32 protein-coding genes are annotated in these 23,584 nt (G+C 60.0%); 2 read left to right on the top strand and 30 right to left on the bottom strand.

The genetic code is table 11. From position 1 onward, the window contains the following. Positions 1–576: 576 nt before the first annotated feature. A complete protein-coding gene (locus ACP93_RS13680) occupies positions 577–2,955 on the bottom strand; it encodes a TonB-dependent receptor (protein ID WP_048491223.1) in 2,379 nt (792 codons plus the stop codon). 392 nt (positions 2,956–3,347) lie between these two features. On the opposite strand from ACP93_RS13680, the gene ACP93_RS13675 reads away from it, so the two are divergent. Next, positions 3,348–4,082 (top strand): OBAP family protein, encoded by a 735-nt coding sequence (locus ACP93_RS13675; protein ID WP_228136041.1) that lies wholly within the window; start codon positions 3,348–3,350, stop codon positions 4,080–4,082. 16 nt (positions 4,083–4,098) lie between these two features. On the opposite strand, the gene ACP93_RS13670 is transcribed toward ACP93_RS13675, so the two are convergent. From ACP93_RS13670 to ACP93_RS13625, 11 genes are all read right to left on the bottom strand, one after another. Next, positions 4,099–4,416, bottom strand: a complete 318-nt coding sequence (locus ACP93_RS13670) for a MafI2 family immunity protein (RefSeq protein WP_228136040.1) — start codon at positions 4,414–4,416, stop codon at positions 4,099–4,101. Positions 4,417–4,444: 28 nt separating this feature from the next. Next, positions 4,445–4,927, bottom strand: coding sequence for a DUF3828 domain-containing protein (locus ACP93_RS13665; RefSeq protein WP_048491222.1), 483 nt, complete (start codon positions 4,925–4,927; stop codon positions 4,445–4,447). Between the two features lie 308 nt (positions 4,928–5,235). Beyond that, the gene (locus ACP93_RS13660) at positions 5,236–5,694 is read right to left on the bottom strand and encodes a hypothetical protein (RefSeq protein ID WP_048491221.1); all 459 of its coding nucleotides are present in this window, start codon (positions 5,692–5,694) and stop codon (positions 5,236–5,238) included. A gap of 120 nt (positions 5,695–5,814) precedes the next feature. Then, positions 5,815–6,207 (bottom strand): hypothetical protein, encoded by a 393-nt coding sequence (locus ACP93_RS13655; protein WP_048491220.1) that lies wholly within the window; start codon positions 6,205–6,207, stop codon positions 5,815–5,817. 269 nt (positions 6,208–6,476) lie between these two features. Next, complete coding sequence (locus ACP93_RS13650; RefSeq protein ID WP_228136039.1) at positions 6,477–6,776, bottom strand: hypothetical protein; 300 nt, start codon at positions 6,774–6,776, stop codon at positions 6,477–6,479. Positions 6,777–6,882: 106 nt separating this feature from the next. Next, positions 6,883–7,335, bottom strand: a complete 453-nt coding sequence (locus ACP93_RS21205; protein WP_082143469.1) for a hypothetical protein — start codon at positions 7,333–7,335, stop codon at positions 6,883–6,885. Positions 7,336–7,437: 102 nt separating this feature from the next. Further along, a complete protein-coding gene (locus tag ACP93_RS22325) occupies positions 7,438–7,920 on the bottom strand; it encodes a hypothetical protein (RefSeq protein WP_228136038.1) in 483 nt (160 codons plus the stop codon). Between the two features lie 73 nt (positions 7,921–7,993). After that, entirely contained in the window at positions 7,994–8,350 is a 357-nt protein-coding gene (locus tag ACP93_RS13635; RefSeq protein WP_053069754.1) for a hypothetical protein, read from the bottom strand. 114 nt (positions 8,351–8,464) lie between these two features. Then, entirely contained in the window at positions 8,465–8,683 is a 219-nt protein-coding gene (locus ACP93_RS21800; protein ID WP_131721636.1) for a hypothetical protein, read from the bottom strand. Between the two features lie 53 nt (positions 8,684–8,736). Continuing rightward, positions 8,737–9,018: a hypothetical protein gene (locus tag ACP93_RS13630; RefSeq protein ID WP_048491218.1), complete on the bottom strand. Its 282-nt coding sequence runs from the start codon at positions 9,016–9,018 to the stop codon at positions 8,737–8,739. 111 nt (positions 9,019–9,129) lie between these two features. Next, entirely contained in the window at positions 9,130–9,564 is a 435-nt protein-coding gene (locus ACP93_RS13625) for an Imm26 family immunity protein (RefSeq protein WP_048491217.1), read from the bottom strand. Positions 9,565–9,821: 257 nt separating this feature from the next. On the opposite strand from ACP93_RS13625, the gene ACP93_RS13620 reads away from it, so the two are divergent. Then, on the top strand, positions 9,822–10,499 hold the full coding sequence (locus tag ACP93_RS13620) for a hypothetical protein (protein ID WP_048491216.1): 678 nt from the start codon (positions 9,822–9,824) through the stop codon (positions 10,497–10,499). A gap of 340 nt (positions 10,500–10,839) precedes the next feature. On the opposite strand, the gene ACP93_RS13615 is transcribed toward ACP93_RS13620, so the two are convergent. The 18 genes from ACP93_RS13615 to ACP93_RS21190 all read right to left on the bottom strand — a co-directional run bounded on the left by ACP93_RS13615 (position 10,840) and on the right by ACP93_RS21190 (position 23,336). Then, positions 10,840–11,298 carry a T6SS immunity protein Tdi1 domain-containing protein gene (locus ACP93_RS13615; protein WP_228136037.1) on the bottom strand — a complete coding sequence of 153 codons (459 nt, stop codon included), beginning with the start codon at positions 11,296–11,298 and terminating at the stop codon, positions 10,840–10,842. Positions 11,299–11,368: 70 nt separating this feature from the next. Further along, positions 11,369–11,632: a hypothetical protein gene (locus tag ACP93_RS13610; protein WP_048491215.1), complete on the bottom strand. Its 264-nt coding sequence runs from the start codon at positions 11,630–11,632 to the stop codon at positions 11,369–11,371. 7 nt (positions 11,633–11,639) lie between these two features. After that, positions 11,640–11,951 (bottom strand): hypothetical protein, encoded by a 312-nt coding sequence (locus ACP93_RS13605; protein ID WP_131721635.1) that lies wholly within the window; start codon positions 11,949–11,951, stop codon positions 11,640–11,642. Between the two features lie 245 nt (positions 11,952–12,196). Then, on the bottom strand, positions 12,197–12,589 hold the full coding sequence (locus ACP93_RS13600) for a DUF4288 domain-containing protein (protein WP_048491213.1): 393 nt from the start codon (positions 12,587–12,589) through the stop codon (positions 12,197–12,199). Positions 12,590–12,736: 147 nt separating this feature from the next. Continuing rightward, entirely contained in the window at positions 12,737–13,138 is a 402-nt protein-coding gene (locus ACP93_RS21795) for a hypothetical protein (RefSeq protein ID WP_131721634.1), read from the bottom strand. Between the two features lie 181 nt (positions 13,139–13,319). Beyond that, a complete protein-coding gene (locus ACP93_RS13595; RefSeq protein WP_048491212.1) occupies positions 13,320–13,724 on the bottom strand; it encodes a hypothetical protein in 405 nt (134 codons plus the stop codon). A 147-nt stretch (positions 13,725–13,871) separates the two neighbouring features. After that, positions 13,872–14,282, bottom strand: coding sequence for a hypothetical protein (locus tag ACP93_RS13590; protein ID WP_048491211.1), 411 nt, complete (start codon positions 14,280–14,282; stop codon positions 13,872–13,874). 30 nt (positions 14,283–14,312) lie between these two features. After that, the gene (locus ACP93_RS13585; RefSeq protein WP_048491210.1) at positions 14,313–14,669 is read right to left on the bottom strand and encodes a hypothetical protein; all 357 of its coding nucleotides are present in this window, start codon (positions 14,667–14,669) and stop codon (positions 14,313–14,315) included. Positions 14,670–14,999: 330 nt separating this feature from the next. Further along, positions 15,000–15,458: a hypothetical protein gene (locus ACP93_RS13580; RefSeq protein ID WP_048491209.1), complete on the bottom strand. Its 459-nt coding sequence runs from the start codon at positions 15,456–15,458 to the stop codon at positions 15,000–15,002. A gap of 131 nt (positions 15,459–15,589) precedes the next feature. Then, on the bottom strand, positions 15,590–15,985 hold the full coding sequence (locus ACP93_RS21200; RefSeq protein WP_082143468.1) for a hypothetical protein: 396 nt from the start codon (positions 15,983–15,985) through the stop codon (positions 15,590–15,592). A gap of 116 nt (positions 15,986–16,101) precedes the next feature. After that, positions 16,102–16,407, bottom strand: coding sequence for a hypothetical protein (locus tag ACP93_RS13575; RefSeq protein ID WP_131721633.1), 306 nt, complete (start codon positions 16,405–16,407; stop codon positions 16,102–16,104). A gap of 169 nt (positions 16,408–16,576) precedes the next feature. Then, complete coding sequence (locus ACP93_RS13570; protein ID WP_228136036.1) at positions 16,577–17,269, bottom strand: DUF1963 domain-containing protein; 693 nt, start codon at positions 17,267–17,269, stop codon at positions 16,577–16,579. 144 nt (positions 17,270–17,413) lie between these two features. Continuing rightward, positions 17,414–18,160: a hypothetical protein gene (locus ACP93_RS13565; RefSeq protein ID WP_131721632.1), complete on the bottom strand. Its 747-nt coding sequence runs from the start codon at positions 18,158–18,160 to the stop codon at positions 17,414–17,416. 440 nt (positions 18,161–18,600) lie between these two features. Further along, entirely contained in the window at positions 18,601–19,764 is a 1,164-nt protein-coding gene (locus ACP93_RS21790; RefSeq protein WP_131721631.1) for a hypothetical protein, read from the bottom strand. Between the two features lie 474 nt (positions 19,765–20,238). Then, the gene (locus ACP93_RS21780; RefSeq protein ID WP_131721629.1) at positions 20,239–20,820 is read right to left on the bottom strand and encodes a hypothetical protein; all 582 of its coding nucleotides are present in this window, start codon (positions 20,818–20,820) and stop codon (positions 20,239–20,241) included. 33 nt (positions 20,821–20,853) lie between these two features. Beyond that, positions 20,854–22,314, bottom strand: coding sequence for a hypothetical protein (locus ACP93_RS21195; RefSeq protein WP_082143472.1), 1,461 nt, complete (start codon positions 22,312–22,314; stop codon positions 20,854–20,856). Positions 22,315–22,483: 169 nt separating this feature from the next. Then, positions 22,484–23,071: a hypothetical protein gene (locus ACP93_RS21775; RefSeq protein WP_131721628.1), complete on the bottom strand. Its 588-nt coding sequence runs from the start codon at positions 23,069–23,071 to the stop codon at positions 22,484–22,486. 73 nt (positions 23,072–23,144) lie between these two features. Beyond that, complete coding sequence (locus ACP93_RS21190; protein ID WP_228136042.1) at positions 23,145–23,336, bottom strand: hypothetical protein; 192 nt, start codon at positions 23,334–23,336, stop codon at positions 23,145–23,147. Between the last annotated feature and the right edge of the window lie 248 nt (positions 23,337–23,584).

The raw sequence follows: 23,584 nt of genomic DNA, 5'->3' as shown, positions 1-23,584 counted from the left end.
CATAGCCTCGAGCTTGAGGCAACTGCAAGGGCTTTCGCCTTGCGGCGAGGTACTTTGATCAGCCTTCGGCTGCTGAGAAGCGCTTCTTTGCTTGTGCAAAGAAAAGTAACCAAAAGAAGCGCTTTACCACAGCCGAAGGCTGGTCAAGCACATCCTGCCTTGCGCCCTCCGCGCTGCGCGCTCCGGGTCCGCGGGTGCACCGGGGATTCGCGGAAGGGGCTTGGCTGCTTTGCAGCCAAGTCCGGGGCAGTCGCCTCACGGCGCCAGCCCGCCCGCCGGGGCGAAGCAGTGCTTCGCCTTTTTCCGGCGAGCCCTGCCCCTGCCGCGAACGGCGCACATCCCTGTGCGCCGCCCTTCGGGTTTTTCCCCGAACTGGCCGCCGCTTCGGAAGGGAACCCGGCAAATCAAAAGCGACAGCCAAAGCCCAGCGACAGCGACAGCAACGGCCAGGGATATTGCTGGGGCTACAGCTACGGCAACGTGCTTCTGAGAAACGCAAACGGGCGGGAGGGCTCTTGACCCTCCCGCCCGCTGGCGCCGGCGGTGCTGCCGGCGCGTATGCTGCGATGCCTGCGATCAGTGCCAGTGCAGGTTGAAGGAGACGCCGACGATGCGCGGTTCGTTGTACACGGCCGCCATGTAGTTCTCGATCACGCCCTTGAGGTTCTTCTCGTTGGTGATGTTGCGGGCGAACGCCGCCACTTCCCACGCGCCGTAGTCGCCGGTGTAGCCCAGCTTGAGGCCGCCTTCGAAGTTGCCGTTGGAGGTGAACTCGGTGGAGTCGTACAGCACGAAGCTGGTGTAGCCCTGCTTGTTCCAGTCGGTGGCGACAAAGAAGGCGCCGCCGTCGTTGACCGGGATGTCGTAGCGGGCGGCCAGGTTGACGTTGTACTTGGGCGCGTTCGGCAGCGGGTTGCCGTCGATCTGGGCGAAGGTGTTGTTGCCGATGCGGATGGTCGGGTCCTTCACCGTGCATACCACCACGCCATTCAGGCCGCACACCTGGGCATACACGCGCTTGTCCTGGATCTCGCTGTGCAGCAGGCTCAGGCCGGCGGTCAGCGACAGGTTGGGGATCGGACGCCAGTCCAGGTCCGCTTCCATGCCGTAGGCCTTGGCCTTGTCGGCGTTGAACAGCACGCCGTTGCCGTTGGAGTCGTTGCCGTTGAGCTGGATGTCGTCGACGGTGTAGGTGAAGCCGGTGACGTTCAGGCGCAGGCGGTTGTCGAACAGGTTGCTCTTGATGCCGGCTTCCCACGACAGGATGGTTTCCGAGTCGGCGGTGGTGAAGTCGGAGTTGAACACCGCCGAACGGCCCTGGATGGTCGGGCCGCGGAAGCCGCGGGCGACCTTGGCGTACACGTTGACGTTCGGGTTGATCTCATACATCGCGCTCAGGTCCCAGCTCGGCTGGGTGTCGGCCAGGCGCACGTCGCGGCGGCCCTTGTAGGTGACCACGCCGGCCGCGGTGTCGGCGGTCTTGAGCAGCTTGGTCTCCTTGCTGTCGCGCGTCTGGCGCACGCCGGCGGTCAGGGTCAGCGCGTCGGTGACCTTGTAAGTCAGCTGGCCGAAGCCGGCCCAGGAGGTGTTGCTGTTGTGCAGGCGCACCCAGTTGTTGGGATTGCGCGCGGCGGTCTGCAGGAAATAGGCGCGCTGGTAGAAGTCGGTGGTGTCCTTGCCGTCGAAGTAGAACGCGCCGGCCTGCCACTGCAGCGGGTCGTCGCCCTCGCTGGCCAGGCGCAGTTCCTGGGTGTACTGGTCCAGGTCGCGCACCTGGCCCATCGACTGGCCGTAGCCGTTGGGCACGCCGTTGACCGGGAAGTTGGCCGCAGCGCCGCCGTCGGTGTCGCCGCGGCTGTAGCCGGAGGTGGTCTCGTAGGCGCTGATCGAGGTCAGCGACACGCCGCCGAAGTCGTAGATCGCCTTCAGCGAGGCGCCGTGGGTCTTGTACGCCTGCGGGTTGTCGTGGGCCTCGTCGTAGGCGACCTGGTCGCGCGGCACGTCGACCTTGTTGGAACCCTTGGTCAGCGCGCCGCGCAGGAACAGGGTGGAGGTGCCGTCGTAGTCGCGGGTGTGGAACGAGCCCAGCAGCGAGAAGTTCTCGCTCGGCTTCAGCAGCAGCTGCAGGCGCGCGTTGCGGTCGTCGTAGCCGCCCATCGCATCCTTCTTCGGAGTGACCGTGCCGTCAGCGCTGGGGCCGGTGTAGGTGTTGTCCACCCAGTTGTCGCGGTGCTGGTACAGCGTGGACACGCGGAACGACAGCACGTCGTTGATCGGGCCGCCGATGCCGCCGTCGACCGAGACGGTGTTGTAGCTGCCGTAGCTGGCGGTGACGCGACCGGTGTAGTCGTCGCTGGGCTTGATGCTGTCGAACTTGACGATGCCGGCGGTGGTGTTGCGGCCGAACAGCGAGCCCTGCGGACCACGCAGCACTTCCACCTGGTCCACGTCGTAGACCGGGTTGGACTTCAGCACCACGTGCTCCAGCACCACGTCGTCCTGGATGATCGACACCGGCTGCGAGGCGCCGAGGTAGAAGTCGATGTTGCCCAGGCCGCGGATGTAGAAGCGCGGGAAGATGCGGCCGGTGGTGGTCTCGGCGTAGAAGCTGGGCACGCGGCCGGACAGCGCCAGCAGGGTGTCGTCGCCGCCGGCGGTGAAGTCGCGCATGGCCTCGCCCTGCACCACGCCCACCGACACCGGCACCTCCTGCAGGTTCTGCTCGCGGTGCTCGGCGGTGACGATGATGGTGTCCAGCGAGGTCGCCGCATCGCCATTGCCGGCGGCATTGGCCGGGCGGGTCTCGCTGCCAGCCAGCGACGGCGCGCTGTCCTGCGCGGCGGCGGCGGCGGCGATCGAGGCCAGCACCAGGGCGGCGCAGGCCTGCGCCAGGCGGGTACGGGCCGGCGCGGCGCGCGCGGTCAGCGGCCGCGGGGAGAGAGCGGAATGCAGCATGTCGAATCCTTGTGAGCGCGCAAGATCGGGTCCGTTCGGCTTGCGCAGCAGCACGCGACGGCATGCGCCATACGGTGGCGCAGCGCGGCACGATATGTCGTCTGTGTTGCACCGCCATTGCAATGACGGCGTGGCGGCCACGGCGCGACGGTGCGTGACCGCATCACGTCACGCCAAGCGGTCGCAGCGGACATCCGCGGGCCTGCATGCATCGCGCCGCCGCGTGGTCAGGCCTGCGCATCACCACACCGCGCAGACACCGCGGGCACGGTCGATCAACGCGATGCAGCCGATGCTGCCCCCGTCGTGCGCCGCGCGTCCGGGACATGCGGTCCCGCGCGCCGCGCCGCCCTTGGAGAGACCGCAGGCGCCGGATCCTGTTCGTTCCCCTGTTGCTGACGCTGGCCGCCTGTGGCCGCGACCGCAGCGAACCCGCCACACAACCGCCCGGCGCGACCGAGAGCGCCAAGACCCGGGTCCTGGAAGCCGGCGCCAAGGCGCTGCAGGACAACGGCCCGGCGGCGGTGCTGGACATCCACCTGATCGGCTTCCACCCCATGCGCGACCACCCGCACCAGCAGATGGAAGCCCACCACTTCTGCCGCCAGGTCAACGAGGATTTCGCCCAGTGCGCCCTGTTCGACGGCGACACCGCGCAGGCCAACCTCACCGGCGTGGAGTACATCATTTCCGAAGTCCTGTTCCAGCGGCTGCCGCCGGAGGAGCGTCGCTACTGGCACCCGCACAACGGCGAGATCCTATCCGGCCAACTGTCCGCGCCTGGCCTGCCGCTCACCGCGGAGAAGGCACTGATGCGCAGCAAGCTCAACAGCTACGGCAAGACCTGGCACACCTGGCATTCGCGCGACGGCGCAGAGCCCGGCGATGCTCTGCCCTTGGGTGAGCCCATGCTGGCCTGGTCATTCAACCGCGACGGCGAACTGCAGCCGGAGCTGCAGGCCCACCGCGACGCCATCGCCCCGCATCGCAGCGCCGAACTGCGCGCCGACCGCCAGGACCTGACGCCGTTGGCCAAGCCACAGCAAGGCGTGGACCTGCTGCGCGACGCGTTTCCGGCGGCAACGCCGATCCCCGGGGTGGTGGAGGCGGGCACGGGGGAACGATAGAACCCCACAGCGCCATTCAGGCCGAAGCGTCCGGTTCTGCGCGCAGGTATGCCACATGCTGCAGTGGCTGCAGCGGCGCCGGCATCGGCACGGCGACATGCGCTTCTTCGAGGTCCCAGCTCGCCGGGAAGTCCGCGAGCACCTCGGTGGCGGCGCACGAGCAGCGTTCGCGCGGCGCTTTCATCGGCGGGCCGTCGTATTCGAAGCGCAACCGGACCACGCGGCACGCCTGGTCGGCCTCGATCGAGGCCTGCCGCAGTTGCGGGTGCACTTCACCGAGCAGGGCGCGCTGCAGGCTCAGCAGCAGCGCGGTACGGCTGGCGACGTCATCCATCGCGCTTCCCTCGTCTACGCCGGTGACGTCATTGCGTGCAGCGCTGCGCGGCAAAGTCGGCCAGGCGTCGGGTGAGCGTTCCTTCCTGCCAGGCGATGTCGAGAATCACCCAGCGATCGTCCTGGCGGCCGAGCACCACCGTGTCCGTCCACTGCAGGCCGTCGACGGCCAGGCGGGCACGTACCCGCGCGGTGTCGCCCTTGGCCTGCTCGGTCGTCGAAACGAGCGCAGTGGGCTGGTCCGGCCACAGGAAGAAGGGGCTCTGGTCCAGCATGTGCGGCTTGATGTCTGCCGGCACCAGCTTGGCGCAGGCCGCCTCGTAGGCGCGCTGCGCCTCCAGCGCCGCGAACAATTCCCGCCCCAGCAGATGCCGGACCTGCGCAACGTCGCCGTCGGCGTGCTCGGGCGCGATCGTCCAGGCATAGAACGTCTGGACAGTGCGCGCCGGCGATTCACTCGCGATGGCGGCGAACGCGCTCAGCCACAGACTTATCGCACATAGAAACCGCATTCCCCCTCATGGATCGGTGACACCTTGGGCCGCCAGGCGCGGCACGGCGATCCTCGGCCAGGCGCTGCGCGCCGTCAATGCGAATGCGCCACCGTGCACCAGCCAGGGGCCGACGTGGACGCGGAAACCAGGCGGGCCTGGGCAACGCGAAACGCGCTTGACCAATGGAAAACTAAGGTGGGAAGCGACGTAGGAGCGGCTTCAGCCGCGATGGGCTTTCCCGGTGACGCCGGTCGCGGCTGAAGCCGCTCCTACGCAACGCCCCCCATGCCGCCGAGTCGCGGCAAAAGCACGTAGCAGCGATGCCCTCAGTCGCTGTCCACCCCGAGCACGCTCAGGCGCAGCGGCGGTGCATCCGGGCCGGCCGGCGCATGCGCCAGTCTTCCCGTCACCCGTACCACTTGGCCGGTCCCCTCTTCACGCAGATGCGCCGCCTGGTCCGCGGTGACCGCCAGCCGCAGCTGGCGCACCTGCTCGTGCCGCGGCTGACGTCCGTCCGCCGACGCCGCCACGCACAGCGGCTGCGGCAGGATCAGGACCTCTTCCTGGGTCGCTGCCGCACCGGCAGCGGCAACGGCGTCCGGATGTGCATGCGAGTGCGTGTGCGGGGCAGTGGGCGCGGCGGTGTTGGTGGACGGCGGCGCGAGAGTACCGGACAGGGTGACCTGAGTCGGCCCATATGGCAGGCAATGCTTGGACGCCGCCATCACCTCGGGCGAGGTGCCGATCAACAGCAACGGGAACAGCGACAGGGTTCGGATCGGCATGGTGGGCACGCGGATGGAGACGGGCCGCCGAGCATACCCAAGCGCGATGGCGCGTGTGCTGCAGTCGGCGGCGGCGTGACAGCGCGCCGCGTCGCGGTGCCACCGGGACGGCAGCGGCCGTCAGGGTTCGCGCTCCACCACAAGATCGGTGAACCGCGGTTCGGCCGCGATCAGCGCATGCAGCCGCGCAAAGCACGGATCGTCGTCGCGCATCGCATGGCGGCCGAGCAGCCGCTCCCAGAACGAGCGCTCCTTCTCGATCTGCAGCATCCAGGTATGGTTGCCATCGACCTCTTCCTCGGCGTAGGCACCGACCAGATAGGTGCGCCCCTGGCATTCCGCTTCGGAGGCCCAGCCCCAATCCTCCGGGTCCGGTTCGGACAGGACCATGGCGTCGCCCACACGCACGCGCAGCCAGTCCAGCAGCGAACTGCCACGGATCGGATTGATCGGATTCTCCGGCTCGGCGCTCACCTCGAGCAGGCGGGAGCGGAAGTGGATGACAGGATGCATGCGGCAGCTTGACTCTCGAATGATCGGATGACGGACGCCCGCATCGGCGCGGCATGCGTCATAGCATGCGCAGATGCGGAGTGCCGGAGGGTGAACGCACGCGCGTCGGTCCAGGTGGACAGCGGCGCGGTGCGTCATGCGGCCCGGTGCAGTCGTCTGCGGCCCGCGGACGCGGCGCGATGCGTACGGCGCTCGCAGCGCCCGGCTACCGGAACCGGATGCCATCGCCGCAACCGGCCGGATCCATTGCAGCACGCCTGCATGACAACTCATCGCATCCGTCGTAGACAGGCACGCGCGCCCAGATACGCCCAGATGCCGATCGCGGCAACGAGCCACACGCCGGCGACCTTGAAACAGGCCGAGGCGAAGGCCAGGTAGGGGAACGAATCGCCGGAAGGATCATGCTGCATCGCCGACACGCCCCGGCGTTGCCAGAACGTCAGCCAGGTTTCGACGCCGCACCACGCTGGCAGTACCCAGCCGGCGGACAGCAGCGCGATCGCGAGGGCAAGTAGTCGCTGCCTCACGGCACCCCGCCATGTGCTGGCGTCGCCACGTGGCGGCAAAAACCATCCGAATTATTCGGCGGATCGGCAACGTCGACAGGAATCCGCAGGCCGGTCGACCCTCCCGGTTGCACTGCGGCGATCACGGCGACGCGACGGCACGGCGTCATGGTGCTGGCTCCGGATCCGGCTCCAGATCCGGCTCGAACGGCTGATCGGGCAGGCGCTGCCCGCACCACGGACAGAACTGCACGCAGATCGCGTCGTTGAGGTACCAGGTCGGATCCTCGCCACGGAACAACTCGAACCCGATCCGCACCACCCTGTCCGGCTTGGTCACTGCCGCGAACATGCTGCTGCAGCAGTAGCGTGCGATTCGCTTGCGACGCACCACCCGCTCCGGGAACTGCGCGTCCATCCAGGCAGCGCTCCAGGCCTGGCATGCGGTGCACTGCCCCAGATGCGATAGCGCCGCAAAGGTCGGCGGGTCCGGGAAGTGTTCCTCTTCCACCTCGATCATGCACTCCAACGCCATCACCAGTTCGGGGCGCTCGTCGATCTGGTCGCGCAGCGCCGACAGCGTGTACCGCGTGGTGAAGCAGGTGCCGGAGTGGGGCATGAGCGTCAGGTGCAGTCCATTGCAGAGGGGAAATCCAGCATAGCCATGCAACGGTGGCATAGGCGGGGGTGTGGAAGCAACGTGGCGCTTAGCGCTCCTTACTCAGCCTGTCGCGATCTCACGCCATTGCAGCAACCTGTCTGCCACCCGTTCGGCTTGTTGCTGCATCCCGGGAAGGCCCATCCGCTGCTCGCTGATCTGCACAAGATGACGAACCAGCGCCGAATGGTCTGCGCCTTGCCAGAGCAGACTGCAGATCGGCTCGACATAGCCATCGTACTCGTCGCGCGCCTGCGGGGTCCCCGCGATGCCGATAGGGTCCCAGATGTAGTGCAGCACCTCGCTGACCGCTCGACGCAAGGTCAGCATTTCGTCCCGACGGCGGGCCGATGCGAAGCCGCGCACGTCCGCATCATTCCGCAGACGCCGCAATAATGCGTCGTCTTCGATGTAGAACATCTCGCGACAGGGCAACTCGGGCTTTACCGCAATCATCATCAACTGACCGAGACGCAGATCGGGGTCACGCTGCCATGCCTCCTTCACCGCCGCGAGAACGCCATCGATTCTTTCTGGATCTCGCATATGTGCTCCTCTTTCGCCGACATCCGCCCACGTATACCGGCAGGTCCGATCCAATCACGCGCTGCCAGGCGTATCAGGCGGGGACGCTCCTGCCACACGCGGCACAGAGCTTCGCCCGCGGCGTTCGCAATGGCTTTCCGCAAGCGTGGCACGGGGGTCCATAGATGGAAATGCGATGGTGCCAGATCACGGCCGGATTGGTCTCGGTCCGCCCGGTCAATTCCTGATGCAGCTTGAGCGCCCGCTGCCCGTGTGGCTTCGCCAGCGCTTCACGCAAGGAGATGCCGGCCTCCCGTCGAAGCTCCTGGATGTCGCTGATCGACTCGGACAGAGCGGGACCCATTGCCTCCCACTCTTCTTCGTCGAACATCGGCACAATCTTGTCGCAACGCCAGCAGTAGAGATCCTTGGCCATCGTGTCGACCTTCATACAGCAATGTTGATATGGATGAAGCGGAGGCATGCCGAGGCAGATAAGGTCACTCTAGATGCCACTTGCTCAGCCCATGAGCGAAGAGCGATTGTCACTGTCATCGCTCCTGGCTTAGACGTCCGTCTGCTCCCACAGACGTCCGACATGTATCACCTCGCAGTGGTAGCACCCGCTGCGCGGGCCGTCGACGTTGTACCAAGTGTGGCTGCCGCCCACAGCTTCGCAATCGGCGCCTTTGGCCGCGATGCCAAGGTCGATCAGGAACCAGGGCAGATGGCGCCGTATCGCTGTTCTCCAGCGATACGGCGACGGTGTCTTGGACTGCGCCATGGCTGTTCTCCTAGGCGACCCGACTCTTGTGTCTTGCCTCACTAGCCTCGGCGTTAGCTGCCCGCTGCCTGCCACAGCGCATAGCCCAACAACCCCAAGCCCACCAGGGCGAGCCCGCCCCAGAAGGCCGCCGCGTCGGCCGAGACCACGCGTGGGGCCAGATAGGCGCTGCGCCTGCCGGACCTGCTGCGCCGTTTGCTGCTCCACGGTTCGACGCTGTAGTAGCCGAACGAGAACGCCGGCACCACGAGCATGCCGACGACATAGCACAGGCCGTAGAGGACGATCTCGAACAGCGGGCGCAGGACGACTTCGGTCAGCAGGCTTGCGGGCATGGTGTCATCTGAGCCAGATAGAAGTGATGTGCGGCGTTGGCACGCCCTTGTGTTGAGGCCGCATGCGATGCTCGCCGAGCGGCCACTGGCCGTCAACGGCCGCGCCCTCGATCACCGGCTGTCGCTAAGCAGCCGCTGCACCAGCTCGAATCCGAGCACCGACATCGACCGATAGCGGACGTACTCGTCCACCGACAGCATCCGCACGAAGGCATCGCCCTCGTGCAGCTCCCCGGCGATGTGGAAAGTCAGCAGCTCCCTGGCATCGCTGGACAGCGGCGCATGGCCGGTGATCCGCCATTCGCCGCTCTTGAGCTTCTGGGTGCCGGTGAACAGCAATCGGAGGTCCTTGTCGCCATCACGCACCGGCAGCGGCTGTGCCGGCGACGGGCCAAGCGTCGGTTCCGATGCCTGCTGTTCCAGCACACAGAAGCCGACCACCTTGCGATAGTCACCCTGCGGCGCCCACAGCACCTGGCAGAGCGCGTACGTCCCCGTGTCCAACGGGATCGCGAAGACATCGCCCGCCCGGTACTTCACTGCCATCCCACCACCCTCTTGCGTCTGAAAGCCGAACCCCCCGCAAGGGTATCCCCGCGGTGTGCCCGATGGCATCCACCTTACAGGTCGAGGCGTTCGCCGACGTCGATGCCGCTGGTCGACGCGCATGACGTGCGATGAGCTGCGCCACGCGATGCAGCGTCATGCCGGCCAGACGCCGCTACATCCTCGCCTACCGATTCGCTCGCCACCGGTTCACCCAGAATGCACCACACTGTTGCCCCACCTCTGGAGCGACTCTGATGCACAAGACTTGGCTACTCGCCTTGTTGGCGTTTCCCGCACTGGCCCACGCGGCGCCAGACGAGGACACGGCGATGTGCCGCAACGGCGGCTTCCCCATGAGCACGGCCGGGTTCTCGCTCGCCAAGGTCGCGGTGCCGCGCCTGTACCTGCTCAACGACGACGACGGCTGCCCGGCCAAGGGCGAGGCCGCGTGCCGGCAGCGCGCCTATGTGGTCAAGGACGACACGGTGATCCTGGCGCAGCGCCAGGGCGGTTTCGTCTGCGCGTTCTACCCCAACAAGGTCGGCGGCAGCGCCGGTTGGGTGGCGGCGTCCAGCGTGCAACCACTGCCGGCGACGGCCGCACCGAAGCCGCAGGCCTGGGTCGGCCACTGGCACGACGGCGACAACGAGCTTCAGCTGCTCGCCAACGGCGATGGCACCATCACCGCCAACGGCGATGCCTACTGGCCCAGCGCCAACCCGACCCCCGAGGAAAGGCCCGGCGGCCCCAACCTGGGCGCCGTCACCGCACGCGGCTTTCCGGAAGGCAACCGGCTGGAACTCAGCCAGGACGACTGCAAGGTACGCCTGCAGCTGGTCGGCGACCTGTTGGTTGCATCGGACAATCTGGAGTGCGGTGGCGCCAACGTCAGTTTCAATGGTGTTTACCGGCGCAAGGCGGCGAAGCACTGAGGCGCGGCTTCTGCGGTTTCCGCGTTGCATCTGATCCGGGCGGCGATTTGGTGCCGCCTGGGTTCTCCCTGGAAGCGTGCCTTTAGATGCCCGGCCATAGCCCAATCAAGCGACTACGCCAGGCGTCACTGCCCAGAAACACAGATAACAGATAGATGCTGGCACCGATCGCGAGCAGCACGCATACTCCGGACCGTAGCAGAGACCCGGGATCAACACCCACACAGAACGCGGCAAAACCAAGTAGCACGCCGACAAGCAGACACAGCACACGTGTCGATTGACGGCTTGCGCGCCACATCCCCATCAGGCATGCCTTACGAAATCGTTCGGGTTTACGTCACAAACCCACGCTTTGCGCGATCAGGTCCGCAAAGACCCATACATCGCCTTTGTCATACGTCTCGGGTGCTTCCGTTCCGCCCAGCGTCGGATACGGTTGCGGGATGTAGATCTGCTCGGGCTTCAACGGGCCGAGACGCGCCGCGATCGCCCGGACGTGGTCGCCGCGCAACACGTACTCCTCGAAGCCCGGATCGCGCAGGATGGCTGCCTCGAACGCCGCGATGGAGGCATGCGCGCCATACGACTTGCCGGCGGTCTTGAACGGATGCAGCACCGCGTAATCCTCGCTGGCCGGATCATGCAGAAAGAAGTGACCGAGACTCGAGTAGCCGACCACGACGGTATACGCCGGGAACGCGTCCGCCCACGGACCGAGCACCTCGTGCGATTCCGGCACGATCAGGTAATACAGCGGGACGTTCGTCGCGTCGGCGCGCTCTGCACTCTGGCTCATTGGAGACCTTGCTGCGATGGCGCGCCAGGATACCAAGCCACGCGCATCCGCCTGCTGTCAGCATGTTCACCTAGGCCTTGGCAGTGGCTCCGTAGCACTTGGCCGATCCATCCAGGAAGAACTGCACGTCGCGCGCCTGGCACCAGGCTTCCAGCTCGGCCTTGAACACCGGCCACAGGTCGCGCGCCCATGCAGGTGCACTCTGCGCCCAGGCATGCTCGGTGGGGACGTAGACCGTGGGCACGCCCATCGGGAAATCCAGAACGAATTCGCCGCCAGGACCGGTGCAGACGAGTTCTTCCTTCCAGCGGGGTTGGAATTGGAATGTGGTCATGGGGTCTTCAAACGGTCTTCTTTGCGGAATCTGCCTCGATACCTTGGGCCGCGAACCAACTATTGCTGGCTGGTACGTAGAGCAATGCCATTGCAGAGAGCTTCGCAGCCACGATCAACCAGCCCACCATGTCGAGATGATTGGCGGAGCTCGCAGTAGAAACCAGACCAAGTAAGCCAACTACCGTGTATATGCTGCGTGCCAGTGGGCTGCCACGCATCATCATCACGATCAGAAAAATCACCAGCGGATAGAGGACCGCCAAGGCGCTGTAAGGCAGCCAGAGCGGCACATCCAGCGTGCCGGACAGACCGATCATCTGCGCCAGTCCGATCGTGTGCGTCGCGACAAGCAGGGCGACCGAGACAGACGTAGCCTTGGGACGGTCAGGGCGCATTGGATGCCTCGCCGAGCCGCAGGCCGAGGAAAATGCGACCGCAGACCTGCATTGGCTTTCGGACCGGTTGGCCTACGACCTGCAGAACACATGACGCAGATCGGCGAAGCGGACCCGAGCGTTCGCACCTGCTGCGTACGCTATGTGGTGCTTTCATGGCTTCGTGGTCATGCATCCAGTTGATCCTTCAGCGCTTCCAGCGACATCACCCGCTGTCTCAGCGCGTCCAGCCGCATGGACTCTTGCTCTTCGTACATGATCTCGGACCAATCCTCCAGCGACTCATAGATGGGCATGAGCTCCGTCACGCCTTCAAAGACCCACTGGACGGGAACCCCGTCGGGACCGCCCTTGTAGGGACCGGTCGTCGTCTCCGCGACGGCAACGACCTTCCGGTAGGCCTCATCGAAATCCGGAGCACTGACGATGATCGTGTTTTCCCATACCAGAAACTCTTCTTGTGGGTCGTCGTTACCAACGGCATCGAGTTCGATGAAACGAATCACGTAGGTACCTACATACCAACCAACCGGAGAAATGCCTTTTTGGCAGGTCGTCATCAGCGTACATCCTGGATGGAGTGCGTCGTTGTGCGGATCAACATTAGCTCAGTCGTCGAAAGCGCATTCCGCCGGCACGCCATGTCTATGTCGGCTCAAGCACCGAGCAGGTCGGGCGAGACTTGCTTGAAGAAGTCGCTGAAGACCTCACCGTTCATTAGCGTTTCCCGCTTCTCGACATAGCTGAAGACGGGGACCGAAACCTTTGCCGGGTTTTCGTCCATCCGCCCCCATCGTGAGAAAAGTGCCGTCGCTGTCCTGCGCCACACACCAACGCAGGGCGGTGCGTTGCTGCAATAACTTGCCGAAGGCGAATCCAAGCCCCTCGACCAACACCGTGTGTTCGGGGCGGTCACTCTCTTCATCGACCAACCAGGAGGTCCGAACCACGTCAAGATACTCAGCTTCCGGTTGGTAGCCTTGCGAAAGATCCACGTCCGGGGTGTAGCGCAAGTTGAGCATTCGAAGCGAGGGCGCACACTCAGCCTCCAGTTCAGCGACCTGTTGATCAGACAGGAAGTTCACTATTTCGAAGGTGTACTTGCTCATGGCATCCCATCGCGATCCGATCGCCTAGGCTCGGTGTGGCGTGATCCTTACCTAGTGATCGGCCGCAGTCAATCCGGCCTGGCTGGCCGTCGCCTGGCCTGACGAATGTGCTTTTGGAATCAGCACCTGTGCCGGGCCAGCAGAAGGCCGATTTGATGCAAACGCGTTCGCTAGCCACACCTCACGGCGCCTGGTAGGCGCCTTCGACCTTGCCGAGGGCTTTGTGGAAGCCGAGCCCATACGCGACATGCTCACCAGAGAACGTCGTGCCGGTGATGGCGCCGACGTAGGAGTCGTACCCATCACACACCGTGTTGACCAAGAGAACCTCCAGCTTGCCGTCCTCCATGGTGTAAGCAGGAGACTCGGTATAGCGCCCGGCATCAGATACGACACGTGCCTGCTTCCACTCACCGGCAATGCATGTCTTGGCCGGCTGGTCGGTCAGCTCGAACGTTAGTTTCCTGACCTCCTTTCCCGTGTCATTGCTTTCGACAAACGCGATGGTCGGGTAGCGATGCCGTACCTGGGTAGTGCACGCCATCAGCAAGCACATGCAAGCCGCAATTGCGATAATTCTCAGCATGCCGATTACACCACGTTGATTTCTGGGGGGATGAGCCGTGCTCGCCGAGCTTCGCTCAATCGCAGCGAGCGGAGAAGCCGCAATGGAGTCCATCGCTCGGAACATAGCACCAAACATAGACTAGGTCCGGTCATATCACCTCTTTGGCTAGTTGCCCCTGCCCGCCCGTAGAAGATCCGCACGCCACAAGCCGAACCGTTCCAGGCCCCAACGTGCTGGAAGGCTGGTCTTGATGAGCTTGAGTCCAGGCGAACAGCCATACCCGTCGAACTCCGCGTACGACAGGCAAGAGACGAGCCGGAAAGAAGCGGCCTTTCCGGGGGCAAACGTCACCTCAACCGCGTCGTTTCGGTAGACCCAATGCCCCTTCAGACTGGAGCGGACGTCGGCCGTCGAGTGGTCGGCTTCCCAGAGGTGGCGCTTGATACGCGCAGTTCCAGAGCGATCAAGGACCAGCTCCAGTTGGTACTCCGTCTCTGTCACCGCCACATAGCGACCCGCAGGCTGTGCGGGAGCGACAGTGGGAGCCAACGCCAGCAGCAGAAACCAAACGCTCATGGAGGCAATCCTGGCTGACAGGCCTCGAGTTCAAGTGACATCAAGAGAGCATGCCGTCTGTTGCGAGTTGTCAGGCACGACAAGAAATGCAACCGATGTCGCTGCGATTTCGACCAATCCGCGGACAAGGTAAAGATGACTGACGCCCGGCGGCTCGCCACTGACCAACTGGCTGATGTTGCCGGGTCCAGCGTGCTGCTGCAACGCCTCCAGGTCCGCGATCTGGTTGAAGCGTGTCACGCCACTGAAGCAAAGGACACCCAATACCCGCTCGCGCGATTGACTGGTCGGATAGTAAGCGAGCCGGATCTCGGCGGCGCGCTCGGCCGGGTCGAGGGAAACGCCCAACAGCGTCGCGTCGTGGAAGTCGAGTTGGGACAGATCCATTGGATGCGCCTGATGTGCTTAGTGGTGGGTCGACGCAAGCAACCGGCTTGAGCGCAGAACCTGAATTTTCGTCCGTAACGAGGTCGCCGCACGAAGTGTTCAAACCGCGCATGTTGTTCCCGTCCATCCAAACTCTGCGCCGCATTGTAGTGCGTTACGACTTCGACCTGGATTAACTGGTCACATGCATAGGCGGCTCTTCCAGCACGCTGCCGGCTGCGTACATGGCCTAAATTGTTGCTCGGCCCTGTGCCGCAACCGCCAGCGCAGCGCTACGGCAAATACCACCGACAGGTCATTGCTATTGCTGCTCCGCGCGGTTGAAGCGGTTCATCGTGATCGCGGCTCGCCGTAGATGTTCAACCAGACCACGGTTTCTGTCATCGTCTTGCCGTCAGGGGCGACGGTGTAAGTGCGCGTCGTGCGTGGCATTCCCTTCAAGTAGAACGCTGCGACCATCACGTTCGGCGCCGGCAGCCACACGGCCGTGGTGTCGATCGTCGGGTATCCATTGCTTGTGGCCGCGGTTCCATCAAGCGGATAGATGGCGACAGCATGGATGTCATGTCCATCGCCACCGACGATGTCGGCATTCGTCTGCCACTTGCCCTTGCCAACATCACTGTAGGTGAGCGTGGCGATTTTCGGACGCTTGTCAGGCGGCACCGGCATGCTCGCGACATCGAGCACCCATTTGCCTAGCAAGGGCGACCTGGAGAATTGGGCTAGCGCGGGCGCATTACAGACAAGGCCCACGATCAGCAGCAGTATGGCGAGATGCTTTTTCATACTTTCTCTCCAGCGGCCGACGCGCATTGTTGCATAACCTTGCCGTCGCGGTTCTCAAGTCATCGGACACGAGAAATTCCGAGATGACACGAATCATCGCTGCATGCGATCTGTTTCCCGCGTAGGAACGGCTAGCGCCACGCCGAGTAAGTCGTCACATGGGTGCGTTCGAGTCGTCCCTCCGCGTCCGTGTCCATCTCGATCACGTAGCCCGACTTTCGCAGCAACGATTCTTCGGTGGCAATGACGCATCGCCGCCGCCGCGGTGCCGTTTCCTGGCAGGCGTCGAAGAAGTAGTCGCTCGAACCTGCTACAGTCGATCCTGCAAGATGGCGGTCAAGGCCACGTTGTAGCTGCTCCGCTTCATAGGTCCGATAGGGACGGTCAGACGGCAAGCCGGACGCGGAATACACCAGCTGCCATGGCGTCTCGCAGGCACAGGGCGTCGGCGAATAGCCGAAGAGCATGAACCCGGTGACACACGCCAAGATGGTCGCGGCTCCAAGCGCTTGGATATGTCGCTTCATGTCGTGGGTGCCTGGATCGATCTGCAAGGCGGTGAGGTTGGCATTTCATCATTGCAGGGCGTTTGATGCAGATGCGCTAACGCAAGCGTGTCGCATCATACTGGCGATGGCGCCGCTCACCACTTCCCAAAGTAGGACGAAATGTCGAAGTAGACCTCGCGCTCCTCGCCGGAGGGCAGCACGACCGTGATGAGGTCCATGGCCGACGGCTCGAACAACAGCGACTGCGATTTGATGCGCGCGCCGGGGTAGTGCTGATCGAGCCAGTTGCGTTGCGCCGCGATACCTTCGCCTTCGCTATGCGCCGCGGACAGATCGACGGGGCGGTCCGGCGACGCGCCATCCCCATGTGCGATGGCCGATCGCGGCGATGGCGTGGATTGACACGCCACAAGACCCGCCAGCAGGACCAAAGAAAGCATTCCATACTTCATATCACACCCCCTAATGTGATCACCCAGACAGCTGGATCAGAGTAGACCTGTCGGCGCACTGCGCACAATAGCGCGCAGCCTGGCTAGGACCTCGCTTGATGCGCCACCCGTTGAATTGCGCACATAGTTCCGCAGTCCTCTCCGTCGGGTGTCGCTATTAGCATTGCCACGCAAGCGCCCAGTCGTCCTCTTTCCCGGGCACTGTCCCGCGGCCGAGGTAGCCGACGCCGCCGTCGCCCCACATCCAGCGGCCCTTGTCCGTGGAGTCGATCTGGAAGACGAATTCCGGCAACGCGGGATGGCGCTTGAAGGGCGCCCAGAAGATCTCGGCCTGGATCAGCGTCGGCCATCCTCCCAGCTTGAAGCCATCCAGGTTCCGGAAGAGATCGTGGTAGTGCGCTTCGATATCTGCTGGCAGATCCGTCGGCGCATCCTCCCAGCACGGGTAGTCGTCATGAAAGACATGCGCCCGCATCGGAAATGCGCTGATAGGCGAATTGGTATTCCGCGGCGCCAGCGGGACCAGTCCATCGAGGCGCGTGTAAGCCCGCAGACACCACCCTTCCTCGTTGGGCGTATCGACCGGGAGCGTATCGGGACCGATGAACACCGCAATCAGTGCGATATCCGCGAGGCGGGCCGGCCGCAGTGGCAGTTCGCTGACGTTGATCTGACACAGCGCATGCATCGGCCGTCCCGCCGTCTCCGGCCATATCTCGCCCGGCGCGCAGACATTCACGCGACCGAACCAACTCGCCAGGGGATCGTCGGGCGGCCGGAATCCCCCGATCTCCAGGATGACACCCGAGCGGGCGAGTTGGACTTTGAGGTCGTCAGCTGTCGTCGTCACGTGTGCGTCTTCCGCGCCTCATCCGGGCTGGACCAGGTTTTAAAGCTGGGGTTTTAAAGCTGGTTCAGAGTGAAATTTCAAAGGTGTCGCAAACAACAAAAGTGCACTCTGCCCTATTTCTACTTGCATCGGCTTGGACGAATGTTAGCTCTGTGGTTTGTTTTCCATATCGCCCATATGAAGCCTATCTAAGACGATCCGCTCAACGTAGTCGCCGCGAATCAGCTCCACGCGTTTAGCCCAAGCATCAAATATCGTCATGACAAATGACGAATCAATCGGCTCAGTAACGCTCTTTCGGGTTAAGTGTGCCCAAACAAAAACGTCCTTTTCCGTTAAGTGCGAACTTGCAGCGAGATTAGCTGTAAAGTACACAACGGAGTTGATGGTGCCGAAATCCTTACCGAGAATCCTCGTGATCAGGAACCGAACAATGTCTGGCTTGAGCGACATATTACCGTCGTTGACGATGAATAGAAGGCCCCGTGGCGCTTTCGGCTTGAAGTGGGCAAGTGTCTGCTTCAACTGCTTATTGGCTTTATGGATTCGACGCCGAAGCGGTGCGCTGAAGCAGTCCAGAAGCTCGATCTGACAGCGCTCGGGGAGGTCGCCGGAGTTGATCCTGTGCGTGCCGTAGTAGACACCAATGGTTCCGTCTTCCATCCATTGATTGAACTTAGATTGAATGCACTCCTGCGCTTTGGGATCGGACTCCTGATCGAGCACAAGCCGCTTCAGTTCGGCGGCAATCCCAAATCCCGGAAAGTAATAGTCACTGTTTTTGAAAGGTAGGGTCGAACCGTGTTCGTCTTCAAGCACTCGGCCGCCCAATGACCGAATGACGTGGGCGAGCTCTTGCTCAACGTCAATGTGAGGATGAGGCTGGTCCACAGAGTTAACACCTAAATTAAGCCCAGCCGCAGAGCGACATCGGCCTGAAGAATGGTTAAGCGGTGACGCCAAGAGGTGGTGAAATATGCACCGTGCTCCCAGCACTGCCACCGAGCATGCCACAGATCGCCGTCTTGGGGCCTGCCAAGTTGCCTAGCTGCTGGACGTAACCGAGACCGAGGCAATGAGCGTAGTGGGGCAACGACACCGAACGAAGCGGCAGGCGATCTGCTGCCGGGAGACGAGATTAGAACTGGGTCAAGAGCTAGTTTTCAAAGGTGTCGCACACAAGAAAAGTGTACTCTGACCCCTGTTTTTCCTCTCCTGAGTAGAACTGGGGTCGAGTAGAACTTGGGTCAGAGCGGACTTTTAAAGACTTCGCGCACACAAAGTGTACTCCGACCCGCTATATTTCTTGCTACTTCTGCTTGAATTAATTACTAGGTCTCGTCATTGTGTCTTGAAACAACCGAATTCCAAAAAGAAGCAAGCTCGTCACCATATGGTTCATATGGGTCCCTAGCCATTTCCGGGTTGATTTTGATAACAACTGAGAGCCAGATAATGAGATCGCGAAATGCGAGTTCGACCTTCTGCTTAGTGGGTGCGGCGTGAAGGCCCGCATTGAATAAGTCTACAAGTCGGTCAGCTTCTTTCCCCAGTGGAACAAGACGTTCAGATGCATTGCCACTCGCTTCTAAGGCTTGCTCCACGTACGCCCAAAGGCGATTTTTGTACTGAGCCGCACCGACTTTGCGTCCTTTCCATTCGGTGTCGCTGGGCGAGAAAAGCGAATCTGCTGTCCTTTCAAGTAATCTTCGCCCTGACAGGGCAGCCTGAGCGTAGTCTTCCTCTGTTTCTGCTCGATCAAGCGTCCTAGCTGCGGCTGCGAACGCATCAAATAGTTTTGGATGAAGCTCCTCCAAACTATGCGCTAAATCTGACGCATCATCAGTCGTTAGTTCGGGAAGCGTAGAGCAAAATTCTTTAAATGACTCAACTCTTTTGAAGTGGGCGAGGGTATCGTAGTTGTCAAAGATTGTTCGGCGAGCACCTTGATCTTCATAGGAGACGATGTACCCGTGCTCTTCAAAACTTTCCTTGACAGAGATGTCTGGATCTTCGTTTAGGCCCATATCATAGAAGACAGCGCACCTTCTTCCATTCAGCCTGTACTTCTCGATTAAACTATTTCGGAAGAATTTTAGATGAAGAGGTGTCGAGAAGTTCACGTCCATAGCGCCTAGATAACAATCAACTGGATCTAATTTTTGATCCAGCAGTTGTGCAGCTGCTGATGTGATATTTTGGACCAGCCAGCAGTAAACTGTCGCATTTCTGAATGTTGCCTCCAATTTTTCCATATTCAAATGATGAAATGAATTAGGAACGTACACCTTACGGCAGAGTTGCACAAGATAATCGTAAGTTGGATCTTTGCTCTCGCCAGCAGCGCTAAAGGTAAGGATGTCACCTACCGAAACCCGCATTGAGCGTACTTCGTTCTGCAATATGCCAGTTTTGAGTATCAGATCCATTACCGGCGGGCCGTAATAGCCACCGAGAGAAGGATGGTCTGAATTGAAGAGGAAAGCTATATTCATTCGATTCACCGAGACGATGTGAGCAAGATCTAACTCTGAGTTAAGCCGCGCCGTGAAGAAGGATCAAACCAGAACTGGGGTCATAGTGCACTTTCAAGAGTGCCAGGAAAAATATACTCTGACCCCATTTACTGGCTCCGGTAAGCGCAGGACGTAGTAGGTTTCGGGTGCGTCGCCGCTCTGGACGCTCTCGTAGTTGGGTGGACCTGGGAACGTGACGCGCTCAAGGACGCCAGTAAGCCGAACCGTCGCCGGCTGACCTAGCAAACACCTGGCGTTCGCAACATTCGATGCCGGAAGGAGCAAAGACAGTAAAAGAGCAAGATGTCGTGTCATGGGCGTCAACTGCTACTGGACCCATAACGCTGCGGTCGAAAGAGAACGGAGAACTGGGGTCAGAACGGACTTTCGAAGTGTCACACATAAAAGTGCACTCTGACCCCTGTTTTCTCAGCTACCCCGATAATTTCCTTGTTAATAATTCAGCGAATAAAGAAGAAATAGTCTTCTTCTTGGGTCGGTTGCAAAGGATGTGAATGTTTCTTCCGTTGAAAGAATGCGCGGAGGTGGATGGACTTCTTTAGCTCCCATTGTTCGTAAGTGGTAGATAAGAAGAATGAAAAGACCCGCTACAGAACGGAATGTATTCTCAAGATTCGCCTCTTGAAAATTCCGTCCACGATTGTGTTTGACAGTGTTGTAGCTTGACCACCACTCCGGTGATTTGTCCGCGCCCCAATTCTCCCAAGGTGTCACGGTCATACCGAACCGATCCATAGATACCGTGTGCTTTGAAATTTCAGGATAGGTAGGAAGTAACGCCTTTCTGTGTTCTGCGATATTCTCGGTGTCTTCGCCTATCACTTGTTTGGTCAAGGCCTTGGCGACGACATCGACTTCTGAGCCTGCTGCGAGAATGATTCTTGCGAATTCGATAGAGTAGGCTTTGTTGTTGGCTACGTTGAAATGTACATATCTGGATATACACAGGAAGTCCTCTTCAAGTGCGAGGAAATAGTTCCAGTGCGTATCGACTTCAGTCTGGTTGATGCCCATTAGAATTCCTTCCCACGAGGTCGTCCTCCACTTTTATTTTGCATTTGAGCCTGACGGTTTATTGGTGCGGCTCGCGTCAATGAGGACGAAGTCATGTCCCTCCTTGATCTTGAGTTCTTTCATTACTCTTTTGACCTTTGCGTATTCTTCATCCGTGAAATGTAGAACAACCTTGACTGACTTCTTAGTTTGGTTGGCGTCCTTGTAGACCTCAACTTGCTTGGCAAGGTTTTGTTTTAATTTCGAGTTACTTGCAAGCTTGAATTCTACAAGAGTGGCATCCTTTGAGCCGCGCGATATTTTGTAGTCTACAGGGCCTCTACCATTGTTCACTTCAGCGTTTACATCATCGCTGGATGCAAACCACGTCAGTCGAAACATCAGTTGAAGGTCGACCTCACGCTGTACGGGTTTTCCCTTGATATAGAAAATTTTGTAGCCGTCGTTCTTCTCGATGACTTGCTTGAGGAACTGGACCCGTCGACTCGTTTCTTCGAATGTGTCGGTCGGAGTCTTGTAAAAATTGTCGTCCTCGACAAGCTTTTCGATGAGATTCGACACTTGATTGATAAACTGCGACTCGGTTTCTTTCAGTCTCTCTTCACTGACTGCAACGGCCTTGTCTCCGTTGTCCTCCTTGTACCGTATGTAATAGTCGATGATTTGAGGGAATGTACGGATGGCCCTAATGGCCGCTTCGTTCATGTCCTTTTTTTTTGCATCATCGGGGATTTGGCGAAGAAAGTAGTCATTAATTTGCGCGCGAAGCACGTCGTTTGGTACGGCGTCGAGGATATCTTCGAAGTCAGCCACAATATCATGACGGTTTATCCATGCCTCATCTTTGGTAAGGATGTCCTTAGGGGTGAGAAGTACATAGTCACCATCAATGTATGGGAGCTTGTATTGCTTTGGCATCCAACGTCGTAGATCGTAATTAAATGTTGCGTGCGACACATCGACGACTTTGATGCGATTACTTGCTAGGTGCTTTTCTGCAAAAGACTGGGTGTACTCGCAAAGATAGCTTTTGATTAGATTTGTAGTGAAGTCGCTGATGGCATCTTTGCCAACCCCATCTTTAATGAGGCATAGCTTCTCTAGATGGCTTCCTTTGGTAATTTTTTCATCGCCAAAGTTGCTGAAGATAGTTGACAGGTTCTCATTCATGGCGGTGGCAAACTTCGCGCCTAGACCTGAGCCACTGTTACCAACCATGCTATACCCAAGCCAATTTTGCTTCACCTCTTTGAAGGTGAAGAGGTGTTTGACGTGACCATCGCTAGTTTTGCCACCCCCTGATAACTCTCTTAGAAACCGAATGTATTTGATGATGGCGGCATGCAGATCAATATATTCCTTCTTTTCGCTATTAAATAGCAAAAAGGGGTCGATAAATAACGGAAGATCATTAATGAGCGAGACGTTTAGAGCTCCATGCTCCTTGAGTGTTTCCGGAGAAACTGAGAAATAGTCAGAAAAATAGACTTTCACCGACATATGCTCCTGCGATGTCCTCGAATAGATTTTCTTTTCTCGCTATCACCGATCTCACCCACCTATAGTAAGATTGGAGGAAGCCTTTCTTCACACTTTGATGGAGAGTTCTGGAAAGGAATTCCTCTAGTATCCTAAACGCGTCCTTGAAGGCACATCAGCACGCTCACGCGTCAATCAAACCTTTAATTGAATTTATAGCGGTCTGTAATGACTGCGCTTCAGCTCGACCAATGATTTTTGGAAAAACATCCTGTAGCCGCCTAAGCCCCCACCATTGTCCTTCGTGCACTCCTAGCTGAGCAACATCTCGCCATAAGAATTCTGAACCATGTAAGACTTCCACCTGATAAACATCACCACTTATCCTAAGCTGGCAGCATCTGAGGTAGCTGCTAGGAGAGGGATCTCTACCATTTAACTGCGGCTGGGTGTTCAAATAAATGAGAACTATGCTGTTAAACATACGGACTTGATTTTCGATGTTTAGAAGCAGATTTTTGTCCCATCCAGTTCTAAACTTTACCTCCACAAGCTGCTTTTGTGTTTGCTCTCGATCCATCACCAATAGATCAGGTAGTGAACGAAGTGCGGCAGGGAAGTCCAACCCAAGATACTCGAGTGCGCTTAAACATTCTATTTCGCGTATCTGGCTTTCAATTCCAAAGTCAAGAACCCGATATCCGGCGTCGACAAGGATTGCTCGTACCACAGCCTCAGTTACTTCTTTCTTCACTCTATTATTAAAATCCATTTATTTTTCTCAATTAAATTCACTTTACCTGCAGCGTTCCTCAGAAATGCATATTATTATTGCCAAGCTTTTATCAGAGCTTATGCTGCCTATAGTGATTGTTGGTACTCGGACTACGGTAGCTACCACCCTTATGCGAAGAGCCGTGGCCCGACGTGTAGTGACCGCCATGACTGGTCGTGTGGTGTGAACCAGACGCACGCACACGTGCGTCCGCAGATGCAGCAGCCAGGCACACGGCGAACCCAGCCAGTGCCGCGATGATCGAGACTTTGGTAAACATCGATTTCCCCCTGAGAAAAAGTGGCGTCCTAGTTTCCATTGCAGATTGGCTGCTCTACGCCGCGTATCCCGCAGGCGCAACCGTCCAATCAGGTCCGGTGAAAGTCCGTGATCCCCACAGACGATCCTGTTCTAGCACGACGTCACATTCTTGGGGGAGACAAATTCGGCCGCCGACCGGCAACATCCCAGGCGAAGACGCTTGGCTAGGCAAGTTGTGCCGTCGAAGGG

The organism is Xanthomonas sp. NCPPB 1128 (genome assembly GCF_001043115.1).
GTDB lineage: Bacteria > Pseudomonadota > Gammaproteobacteria > Xanthomonadales > Xanthomonadaceae > Xanthomonas_A.
Note: the sequence above shows the minus strand (reverse complement) of the source record. Positions and strands in the feature narration are given on the sequence as shown.